This is a genomic window from Sphingobacterium puteale, from assembly GCF_050986225.1.
GTDB lineage: Bacteria > Bacteroidota > Bacteroidia > Sphingobacteriales > Sphingobacteriaceae > Sphingobacterium > Sphingobacterium puteale.
This window is the reverse complement of the sequence record NZ_CP158959.1, coordinates 925,340-937,370: the sequence shown is the minus strand read 5'-3', so window position 1 is coordinate 937,370 and position 12,031 is coordinate 925,340. Positions and strand designations below refer to the sequence as shown.

The window sequence follows — 12,031 nt, the reverse complement described above, 5'->3', positions numbered from 1 at the left end:
ACAATATATATCTTTATTCCACATGCTAACAACAGCTAAAATAAATACCCTAGATTTCCTCAGGTTAAATAGGAGCGTTTACAGTTAGCTACCTATGATATAAAAATATCAGATACGAATATTAGAACCCAATAATTACGCATTAATGAAGTTTAACTAGATATGGTCGACGAGATTTTAAGAAATTTGTATTATCGGCCAATGCAACCGATTGCAGACATTGCCAGTTCGCTGTCCAAAAGTATTCCTTCTGTGACAAAACAGATCAATGAGCTCCTCTCAAAAAGCATTATCGTTGAAAATGGTTATGCACCCTCAACAGGTGGAAGAAAAGCCATTCAATATATGCTTAACGAAAATCTACGATACACTATTATTAGCATATCAATTGATCAGTTCTACACATCAATTGCCTTATCCAATCTTCAGGCAGGTGTACTATTCTCCCTAGACAATATGCAGATTGATCTCAGGAATCCAGATGCAGCATACATGATTATGGAAACAATAGATCAGTTTATTTCCAGCAATTCCATTGAATTGCAATATGTCATTGGAATTGGAATAAGTATGCCCGGTTTCGTAAATGCTGATTCCGGTTTAAATGAATCTTATAGTAGCCAATCACCTTTATATAACATCAAAGAACAGATCGAACTCAAATTCAATAAACCGGCTGTAATTGATAACGATTCACGCTGTGTCGCTTGGGCGGAAAAAAAATTTGGTGAAGCTCGGGATTCTTCTCATTCCCTTGTTGTTAATCTCAATTGGGGTGTTGGATTAGGTATACTCATTAACGACAATATTTTCAAAGGTACATCAGGATTTGCTGGCGAATTTAGTCACATTCCAATTTCAGATGCGCAGACCCTATGCTCTTGTGGAAAACGGGGCTGTCTGGAAGTTGAGGCTTCATTAAGCGCCGCGATTCAAAATATTGAAAAAGACATAAAAAATGGAGAATATTCAATTTATGATAAACTAGCAAAAGAATATAACAACAAAGTCGAAGCGATGGTAGAAGCGGCAAGGATAGGTGACCAAGTTGCAATAAACAACATTGGAAAAATCGGCTACTTATTAGGGAAAGGAATTTCTACATTAATCCATATACTTAATCCCAATAAGATTATCATTAGTGGACAAGGGGCAGAAATCGGAGATATTCTTGCACCTCATATTCAAGTAGCTGTTAATGAATATTGTATTCCAAAGATTGCTAAAAAGACAACTATTGAAATTTCAAAACTACAAAGTGCGCAGCAACTTGGTACAACAGCCTTAGTTATCGAAAAATTTATGAACAGGATAATTAACTAATATTTTACACAAACACCTAAAACATGAGTCTATTTTACAAAAAAACTGCAGGATTGGCGTTATGTACACTTTTTAGTGCCACATCTCTCTATGCGCAGCAAAGCATTACTGGGATAGTTTCAGATGCTAAGGGACCAGTCTCCGGCGCGACTGTTTCTGTAAAAGGAACAACCAGGGGCACGCAAACTGGGGCCAATGGATCTTTTACAATTCAAGCCTCACAGGGCGAAACATTACGCGTATCCATTGTTGGATATAAATCTCAAGAGATTGTCGTTGGATCAACCAAAACAATTAACATCAAATTGACTGAAGATGCTTCTGCTTTAGAAGAGGTTGTTGTCACTGCTATGGGTATAAAAAGGGAAGCTAAAGCCCTTGGATACGCTTCATCTACAATAAGTTCAAAAGAACTAACTCAAGCAGGTACAACAAACATTGGTTCTGCCCTTTATGGAAAAGCGCCAGGCGTACAAATTAATTCAGCTCCCGGAGGAGCTTCCAGTGCGGTTAATATCCAAATCCGCGGTATTAATTCCCTAAGTAACAATAGGCAACCTTTATATGTTGTTGACGGGGTCATGATTAGAAACGATCAACAGGCGGGTTCAAAAGGTTTGAATAACACCGGCGGTATAACAGATCCCGGAGGTCAAGCTATATGGTCAGATAACAGAATACGTGGAAATGGTATGTTAGATTTAAACCCTAATGATATTGAATCCATGACAATTTTAAAGGGAGCCAGTGCAACTGCGTTATACGGTTCTGATGCCGCTAGTGGTGTAATCGTAATTACGACTAAAAAAGGAGTAAAAGGGAAAGGTCTTGGAATCGACTTTAATTATACTGGGTCAATCGAAACTGCCGCTTTCCTTCCTAGATTACAGTATGAGTATGGACCTGGTTATGATGCTGCGACGAACTTACAATCAGGCGCAACGGAAGAAGGCTGGATGACAAATCCGCTTTTCCCAGGCGATAGACTTTTAAATTATAACGCATGGGGCCAGTTTGGGCCGAAATATGATGGACAAGACGTGCGTTGGTGGGATGGTTCACTTCGAAAATACTCGGCTAACAAAGGAAATTACGGTGATATTTTTGATACAGGGCACAATAGCAACTTTAATTTAAGCATCTCTAATCAAACTGAAAAAATAAATTATAGGTTATCCGCTTCCAATATGGATTACAAGGCAATTGTACCAGGAAGTAAGATGAATAAAAGTACCTTTAATTTGAACAGTTCGATCAAGCTTGCAGATCGCTTGGACTTGGATGTAGTTGCATCTTATATCAGTACAATTACAAAGAATAGACCTGGTTTAATGGGAGATGTTCTGGGTTCTTATGCTGGTTTTTTTAGTGGAGCAGAAGATGTTGAAAAAATGAAAAATCAACTCTACCAAACTTCCGATGGCTACCGCTACAATCCTTTTGGTTCAAATAGGCCGGAAGCATTCCCAGTTAATTATAGGGCTGTAAATCTCCTAAATTATTTTTGGCAACAAAAACGGAACAGTTACGAGGAGAAGGAAAACCGCTTTCTTGGAAGTGCGACGTTAAATTGGGGTATTTTGGACAAACTAAAGTTCAGGGGCCGCTTAGGAACGGATTTCACAGGGCTAAACATCGAAAATAAAGAGCATAATGAATATGCTGTTCAATATAATGCGACCAATAGTACAGGTAAATTCGAGGTATCCAAAGGAATATATAAAATTATTTATGGAGACGCATTGTTAACCTATGCTGATAAATTATCTGATGACTTTGATTTTAGTTTAAGTGGAGGTTTTCAATCCCGTATGGAAAACTATGATGATCAAATGTCAAGAACGGAAGGTGGTTTAGTTTCAGCCAATTGGTTTAGTTTAAATAACACTTTCGGTCAAGCTGTTACTACACACGTTAGAAAGGAACTGATTAAATATGCTTACTTTGGCTTGTTAAACCTCTCCTATAAAAATTATTTGTTCTTGGAAGGTACGGGGCGTAAGGAGTATTCTTCAACGTTACCTGCACAAAATAACCCTTACCATTATGGCTCAGTAAATACGAGTTTTGTATTCTCTGATGCATTTAAATTGCCTGATTTCTTTAGCTATGGAAAGTTAAGAGCATCTTACGGTGTCGTAGGTAATGATGCACCAATTTACGCATCAAATATCGCATACAAACAATCGTCACTAATTACTGTAAATGGTCCGGTACCTGCTTTAAACCTAAATTCTAGCTATGGCAACTTGAATTTGAAGCCCGAAAAGAAAACTGAAAAAGAAATCGGTTTGGATTTAAAATTCTTGAAAAATAGATTAGGGTTAGATGTTAGTTATTATTCAAATTTTATAGATGATCAAATCATGCCGCTGTCTACAGCATACACGACAGCAGCTACAACTCAAATACTCAATGTAGGAAAAATCTCAAATAGAGGTTGGGAAGTTTCATTAAGCGGTACACCTATTCAAAAAGAAAATTTCAGATGGAATGCTAGACTGAATTTCTCGAATAATAAATCCAAACTTGACGCTCTAATTTCAGGTGTACCAAAATTAGTTTTTTATGATGCAGACCAAAGTTCTATTCGGATGGAGGCCAGACCGGGAGAGACACTTGGAAATATATACGTATTCCCTCGCGCTACCAATGAAAACGGAGAGTTTTTAATCAGCGATGAAGGTAATTACGTAATTGACAAGTCAACTTATGTTAAAGCGGGTAATATTATGCCTAAAGCAATTGGAGGATTATCAAATACCTTCAATTACAAAAACTTTAGTTTAGACTTTACTGCTGACTACAGATTTGGAGGGCAAATGATCTCCACGCCGCACAAATATGCTTACGGAGCTGGTCGACTAGAAAGCACATTGGAATATCGTGAATCAGGCATAACTTTAGATGGAGTTAACCAAAACACAGGCGCTAAAAATGATGTTCATCTTTCTGGTGCTGAATATTATATTAATAATTTCTACTGGGGTAACAATGCTTGGAATGAGAAAGCGGCTGTGCTAGATAATAATTTCATCAAGCTAAGAGAGGTTGTTATCGGTTACAATTTGCCTGAATCATTTACTCAAAAATTAAAATTGAATAGTTTACGTTTCTCTCTAATAGGAAGAAACCTCTTCTACTTCTATCGTTCGATCAAAGATATTGATCCAGAAGCACCTGTTGGTAACTATTGGTATTCTCAAGGTATAGATATCGGTTCTAATGCAGCAACTAGAAGTTTTGGTTTCTCTCTTAATGCTAAATTTTAATACTTAAAGCAATGAAAAAATTTAATAAAATATTAATATATGGAAGTTTTCTCTTGACACTGGGAAGCTTTCAATCTTGTAAAACTGAATTAGAAGACCGTTATGTCGACCCCGAACAAACAGTAACACCTAATATTCCAGCTTTTTTCACGCAGATTTTAAATAATCCACGTTTAAGATCCGAATACTGGCATTATAGGACATTTATATTTATGCACCATGCTCGATACACCCAAACAGCATATTTTGAAAATGAAAACACAATGTATCAGCAAAGCGACTCTTATACAAATGATTATTGGAAAGATTTCTACTCTCCCGGAATGATGGGAATCTACAGAGTAATGGAGAAAACATTTAATGGTCTTCCAGATCAAGACAAAGCTTCAAAAGAAATATTTATGACGGCGGCAAAAGTTGTCCTTTACGACCAAGCCTCGAAACTAGTCGATAACTTTGGCGACATACCCTTTTCAGAAGCTGGTAGTCTTGCATCAACAGATCAGATTAAATTGGCAAAATTTGATGATCAAAAAGAGCTATATAACACCTTCTTAACTGGCTTAAAAGAAGCGAACAGCTTTTTTAAAAATGCTTCCGCAACAAATGAATTTAATAGAGCAGATATTCTAAATTCAGGAAATCTTACGAAATGGCGTAAGTATGCTAATTCTCTACGTCTACGTTTGTTAATGAGAATCTCGGCAATTGAAGAAAATAAAGCTAAAACCGACATCATGGAAATGTTGAACAATCCAACTGAATACCCATTACTTGACGGCACAAATACTGGCGATTATAGTGTTGGAACAGAGGATATACTGTTACAGCCTTTAACAAACTATACATCGAGCTTATTAGACGCAGTGAGGGAACTACCCAGCCATTATGCTCCTGATTATATGCTTAATACCGTTTTGAAAACTGCAAATGATCCTCGTACTGCAGTACTATTCGATAAGTTTGGAGAAACAGTAGGCGGAAAATTTATTCCTAATAAGGAATACCAAGCTATGCCAATTACATTCACTTCGGCTCAAGCTAATGCTCAGTACATGAAGTATTCGGTTGTCGATTCTGCAACTGCATGGATCAATAATAAACTACCTGGCGTGTTGATGACTGCCGCTGAAACAAATTTCATCAAAGCTGAAGCTCAAGAAAGATGGGGTACTGATGCCGCTGCAAAAACAGCTTACGAAACGGCAGTTAAACAGTCTGTCGCTTTCTATTATTATCTGAATGCAAACTCATCAAACCTAGCTAAGGTAACTAAACCAAGTAATGATGTAATCGATAAATTTGTTACTGAATCAAATATTGCTTTCAGTGGTGATAAAAACACAAAATTAAAGCTAATAGGAACACAAAAATGGTTACATTTTGGTTGGTTACAGGGCGAACAAGCTTGGTCGGAGTATAGAAGAACAGGCTATCCAACGTTGCCAGCATTTCCAGCTTCTACATTGAATGGGTTTCAACGACCTCCTGTACGATTAACGTATCCTTCGTCCGAGATTACTAACAATAGTGAAAACTATCAAGCTGTGAAATCTAAAGACACACGTGACACCAAAATTTTCTGGGACGTCAATTAATCGACACTACATCTCCTACAGAAAGCCACCTTCAAGTGGCTTTCTTTTTATCATTTTCATTATATTTATACATGCAAAAACTGACAACCCTTATATCAACCGCACTGCTAGCGACAAGCACAACTTTAGCCTTTGGTCAAGCACACAATGTGTCGGGTGGCTACCAAAAACCTACCGACCCACAGGTGATCGAAAACCTCGAACAATGGCAGGATATGAAATTTGGTCTTTTCATGCACTGGGGCACATATAGCCAATGGGGTATCGTGGAAAGCTGGAGCTTATGTCCCGAAGATGAAGGATGGACACAGCGTAAACCAGAGCACGGCGCAACCTATAACGAATACGTAAAGAACTACGAAAATCTACAGACAACATTCAATCCTACGGATTTCAACCCACAAAAATGGGCCGACGCCGCAAAAGCAGCCGGCATGAAATATGTCGTCTTTACGACCAAGCATCACGATGGATTCGCCATGTTCGATACCAAGGAATCGGATTACAAAATTACTTCCAGCAAAACCCCTTTCTCTTCAAACCCAAAAGCTAACGTCACCAAAGAAATATTCAATACCTTTCGCAATGACGGATTTAAAATTGGCGCCTATTTCTCTAAACCGGATTGGCATACGGATTTTTACTGGTGGAATTATTTCCCACCAAAAGATCGCAATGTAAACTACGATCCTAAAAAACATCCTGAGCGTTGGGAAAAATTCAAAAACTATACCTACAACCAGATCAACGAGCTCACTTCCGAATATGGAAAGGTCGATATCTTATGGTTAGACGGTGGTTGGGTACGTCCATTCAAAACGATCGATCAGTCCGTCGACTGGCAAAAAACCATTAAAGTTGAACAAGATATTGACATGGACCGCATTGGTGGCATGGCCCGAAAAAATCAACCGGGAATTATTGTTGTCGACCGCACCGTTCCCGGAAACTGGGAAAATTATGTCACGCCGGAGCAGGCCGTACCCGAACATCCACTGGATATCCCCTGGGAAAGCTGCATTACCATGGGCGATTCTTTTAGCTACGTTCCCAATGATAACTACAAACCAACAAAAAAGATCGTTGAGACTCTCGTCAAGATCATCTCTCGTGGCGGAAACTATCTGCTTAACATCGCTCCCGGCCCCAAAGGTGATTACGATCAGGCTGCATATGACCGTTTAAACGAATTGGCCGCCTGGATGAAGATCAACCAAAATGCCGTTTATGCCACGCGTACCATCGCCCCTTACCATCAAGGTGATTACTATTACACCAGAAGTAAGGACAGTAAAATCGTCAATGTATTTCACCTTTCGGAAGGTGACACTTATCAGCAACCGAATGAATATGTCTTTCAGGTGCCAGACAATTTTAAAGTGAAAAAAATAGCAATATTGGGCCATAAAGGTCGCTTGGACTGGTCGCAACGTGACAATCAGATCACCCTGAGAAGTCCGGGCACAAGATTCAATTATGCTACCGCGATTCAATTGCAAAGCAAGTAACAAAAAAGCAGCTGGATTACATCCAGCTGTTTTTTTGTTATCCGATAACGATGATCGACTTCAGGTGGTTTCAGAGGCTTTCATTTCACTGCTGAAAACCAGTAAATACAAATCCCCCGATTTCTACCCTTAATCATTATCCGAATAACTAAATATACTATCTATAAAAAACGCCACTTGTGAACTTGGCAGCAAATAGTAACCGAATGAAAAATATAACCCCATTTTTAGCCCTCCTATTCTTAGCATTTTATTCATGTAAAACCTACAAGCCACAGATAGTTTCTTCTGGGCAGATCTTTCAAGAAGGCCAGGCTGCTTTCAAACAATGCCATGCTTCGACCATACAATCCTTCGGCAAAGACAGCCTCTTGGCTTGCTGGTTTGGTGGCACGCAAGAATCCAATCCTGATGTGGTGATATGGAGTTCTCATTATACAAATGGAAAATGGCAAACACCAGTCCAAATCGCAGATGGGATTCTTGCAGAAAAGCGTTATCCGACCTGGAACCCTGTACTCTATCAACACCCAAAGAACGACACCCTATATTTATTCTATAAAATTGGTCCTAATCCACGCGAATGGAAAGGCTATGTCAAATACTCCCTCGATAAAGGTTACCACTGGTCTGCATCACAGGCATTACCCGATGGTATTTTGGGTCCGATCAAAAATAAACCATTTACATTGTCCAACGGTGACATACTATCTCCTTCCAGCACAGAGTCTAAAGAAGAAATATGGAAGGCGCATATAGAAATCAGTCGGGATCAGGGTAAAACCTGGTCCATCAGCAACATACGCCCCGATACGAGCATTCAAGTCATCCAGCCAAGCATTGTCCAACATTCGGATGGACGCATTCAGGTGCTCTGCCGAAGTAAAGAAAACAAGGTTATGGCAGCTTTTTCGACGGATAAGGGTGTTACTTGGGGATCCTGGCAGGCAACAAACTTGCTCAATCCTAATTCGGCAACTGATGCCATTCGATTAAAAAATGGCTTGTTTATGATCGTTTACAACCCCGCTATAGCTGGGAAGGATTGGTGGGAAGGACGTACAAAGCTTCATGTAGCAATTTCCAAAGACGGTCTTCAATGGAAAGATGCTCTTATACTTGAAGACGGAGTCAAGGGGGACGAGTATTCTTACCCCACAATTATTCAAGATACCAGTGGTTTAATACATATCACGTATACATGGAATAGAAAGAGTATTAAGCATGTTGTGCTCAAATAAGTAGGATAGTTGTAGCAAAAATGGCAGTAACTTCGTAATATTCTAAAAACCGAGTTATGAGATCAATATCAAAATTATTAACATGCTTAGCATGCTTCGTATGCGCAGGTTGCTCAAAGGAAACTTCTAATCAAAACCGGTATCTCGAAGGAAGTTATTCGGGGAAATTTATAGTCAACTATAAAAATCAGGACCAAACCTTCACTGGAGACGTAACCGTCCGATTTAAAGCAGACAGTTTCTTTTGTACAGCAAACAAAAACCGATTTCCTGCCGGTGGTTCAGGAACGTACAAAATTGTTGGAGACCAAATTATTTTTAAAGACAAAAATATTTGGACTGCAGATTTCGACTGGGCATTGATATTGAACTATGACTACACGTATTCTTTCGATGGAAAAGATCTTAATTTGTCAAAAGCTCCTTATCAAAACAATAGCTATATCTATAAATTAACGAAGGATTAATTAATAATCCTTCGTTAATTCCATTTCTCCCTTAAGTCGAATATCATCCGATGAAGTGCCTACCAATAGCTTAAACTTTCCCTTTTCAGTCTTCCACTCCTGGTTCGCATTCCAAAGTTTAAGATCCTCTTTGGTCAATTGAAAAGAATAACTTTCCTTCTTCCCTGCCCCAATATTTTTACGCGCAAACTGTTTCAATTGCATAATGGGCGTAACCACCGAACTGACTTCATCAACAACATATAACTGGGCCACTTCATCGCCCGTCACAGGACCTTTGTTTTCGACATCAAAGGAAACCGTACATACAAAATCAGCTGCGCCTTCGGTCAATCCTACCTGTAAGTTGCTATATTCAAATTTACTGTAACTTAATCCATACCCAAAAGCATACAAAGGTTTAGCTGACATTTCAACATAATCGTGGTGTTTGGGTTTTGTATGGTTATAATGTACCGGCAGTTGGCCTACAGCGCGCGGCACAGAAATCGGTAGCCTTCCAGCGGGATTATAATTACCAAATAACACATCTGCAATAGCCAATCCACCTTCCTGTCCAGGATACCAAGCATTGACGATCGCAGGAACATGTTCCGAAGCCCAATTAAGATTTAAAGGTCTTCCCATGATCGTAACCAGGACTAGAGGTTTTCCTGTTGCCCGGATCACTTTCATCAGTTTTAATTGATCGCCCATCATATCCAACGAAACGCGATCAAATCCTTCACCACTTTCCATATCACTGACAGTATTGGGATCTACATTCGCTGCTCCCGTAGCCTGATAGGAAGTTTTAAAATCCCGTGCACTCGAACCTCCGAGAACCAAAATTACCACATCTGCTTGCTCAGCAGCTGCTACCGCAGCTGAAATATTAGAATTTGCTGTATCACGGATGGCGCAACCTTTGACATAATCAACTTGCGTTCCTTTTCCCAGAGCCGAGCGAATACCGGTCAATACAGTCTGAACCTTGCCTTCGGCCTGTGGCGCAGTATAATCACCCAATTGATTATAGCCATTGTCAGCATTTGGTCCGATCACCGCAATCCGTTTCAACGATTTACTTAATGGCAGGATATTTTGTTCGTTCTTTAACAAGATGATGGATTCGCGTGCAACCTGTCTTGCAACAGATCTATTCTGTGCTGTGGCAACTTTCTGAGCAACAAGCTTCTCCTCCACATAAGGACGGTCAAATAGACCAAGTTTAAACTTCATGCGTAGCACCCGCGCCACTGCTGTATCCAATACTGCCGGCTCGACCAGCCCTTGTTGCACCGCTTGTAACAGATTCGGGCCATATCCCGATCCGCTCAAGTCCACATCCAATCCGGCATGTATACTTTGTGAAGCGGCTTCTGCTGCAGTCGCCGCTGTCGCATGCCCACCGTTGAGACCAGAAATACTTAATAGATCTGACACCACAAATCCCTTGAACCCCCAATCTTTACGTAAAATATCTTTTAACAGCCAGGGGTTTGCGGAGCAAGGAATACCGTCAATACTATTATAAGCCGTCATAACCGACCCCGCACCGGATTTAACTGCACGCTCGAATGGCGGTAGAAAATACTGTCTCAGGCTTCGTTCACCAAAAGATACAGACTCACCATTATGTCCGCCATCGGGTGCCGCGTAAGCGACAAAGTGTTTCAACGTACCAATAATTTTATCCTGTTGCCCAAGCTTCTCACCCTGAAAACCACGGATCATGGCACTTCCCATCTGTCCGATGAGGTAAGGGTCTTCGCCATAGGTTTCCTCCGTGCGGGACCAGCGGGGGTCCCGGGCCAAGTCCAATACAGGACCATAGCCATTTTTTCCACCTACGGCGTAGGTTTCCTGTGCTATTGTCGACGCCATACGCTGAATTAAATCCGGATTCCAGGTACTCGCCTGTCCTATTGCCGTCGGGAATACCGTAGCACCAATGGCCATGTGTCCATGCGGAGCTTCTTCAGATAGTAACAATGGAATACCCAAGCGGGTGCTATCCAACATATATCGCTGGATGGCATTGGTCGCGCGTGCGGCTTCTGTGGGAGTAAGGCCATTGACTAAGGTTTTTTGTGTCCAGGGATCAGCGCGCAACGTGGCCCACAACAAGCCGATATGCTGCTCCTTGACCGCTTTCCGCAACTTATCGCTAACCCCAACTTGCTTTCCCTGTTTCTCATACATATCCCATCCAAGCAATTTACTCAGCTGTCCAACTTTCTCTTCAACAGTCATTCGCCCCAACAGATCACTGACCCTTCTTTCGGTGGGCAATGTGCTATTTTTATATGGAAATTGCTGGGCTTGAATTTTTGGCGAGAGCAATGTTGTCAATGCAGTAAAAAGTAATATGCGGACTTTCATAAGTAGATTATTATTTTTCTATTTTCTATTCTTATACGGAAACCTAAATTTATGTATCACACGATTTATGCAACCGGTTTCAAAACACTAAATTAACGATTTAGCAGAAATAAACAAGTTAATATTTTTGTTTCCTTAGTCCTCTCGATAATCAATTTGGCAACGAATGTTCTCGTTTACATAGCTGATCGAAAAAATGTGATCTGTGATCCCTGATACTGAAAATTAGCAATAAATATCAAATGTATTGATAAAAAA

At 40.1% G+C, this 12,031-nt stretch carries 7 protein-coding genes; 6 read left to right on the top strand and 1 reads right to left on the bottom strand.

What is annotated here, in order from left to right; all coding sequences use genetic code 11:
* Nucleotides 1-252 precede the first annotated feature (252 nt).
* From ABTV71_RS03860 to ABTV71_RS03835, 6 genes are all read left to right on the top strand, one after another.
* Entirely contained in the window at nucleotides 253-1,323 is a 1,071-nt protein-coding gene (locus tag ABTV71_RS03860) for an ROK family protein (protein ID WP_433902302.1), read from the top strand.
* A 23-nt stretch (nucleotides 1,324-1,346) separates the two neighbouring features.
* Entirely contained in the window at nucleotides 1,347-4,595 is a 3,249-nt protein-coding gene (locus ABTV71_RS03855) for a SusC/RagA family TonB-linked outer membrane protein (protein ID WP_433902301.1), read from the top strand.
* Nucleotides 4,596-4,606: 11 nt separating this feature from the next.
* Nucleotides 4,607-6,193 carry a SusD/RagB family nutrient-binding outer membrane lipoprotein gene (locus ABTV71_RS03850; protein WP_433902300.1) on the top strand — a complete coding sequence of 529 codons (1,587 nt, stop codon included), beginning with the start codon at nucleotides 4,607-4,609 and terminating at the stop codon, nucleotides 6,191-6,193.
* Between the two features lie 71 nt (nucleotides 6,194-6,264).
* On the top strand, nucleotides 6,265-7,701 hold the full coding sequence (locus ABTV71_RS03845; RefSeq protein ID WP_433902299.1) for an alpha-L-fucosidase: 1,437 nt from the start codon (nucleotides 6,265-6,267) through the stop codon (nucleotides 7,699-7,701).
* A gap of 206 nt (nucleotides 7,702-7,907) precedes the next feature.
* Nucleotides 7,908-8,942 carry a sialidase family protein gene (locus ABTV71_RS03840; protein ID WP_433902298.1) on the top strand — a complete coding sequence of 345 codons (1,035 nt, stop codon included), beginning with the start codon at nucleotides 7,908-7,910 and terminating at the stop codon, nucleotides 8,940-8,942.
* A gap of 56 nt (nucleotides 8,943-8,998) precedes the next feature.
* Nucleotides 8,999-9,409, top strand: a complete 411-nt coding sequence (locus ABTV71_RS03835; protein WP_121125535.1) for a hypothetical protein — start codon at nucleotides 8,999-9,001, stop codon at nucleotides 9,407-9,409.
* On the opposite strand, the gene ABTV71_RS03830 is transcribed toward ABTV71_RS03835, so the two are convergent.
* Nucleotides 9,410-11,773: a glycoside hydrolase family 3 N-terminal domain-containing protein gene (locus ABTV71_RS03830; protein WP_433902297.1), complete on the bottom strand. Its 2,364-nt coding sequence runs from the start codon at nucleotides 11,771-11,773 to the stop codon at nucleotides 9,410-9,412.
* Nucleotides 11,774-12,031 lie beyond the last annotated feature (258 nt).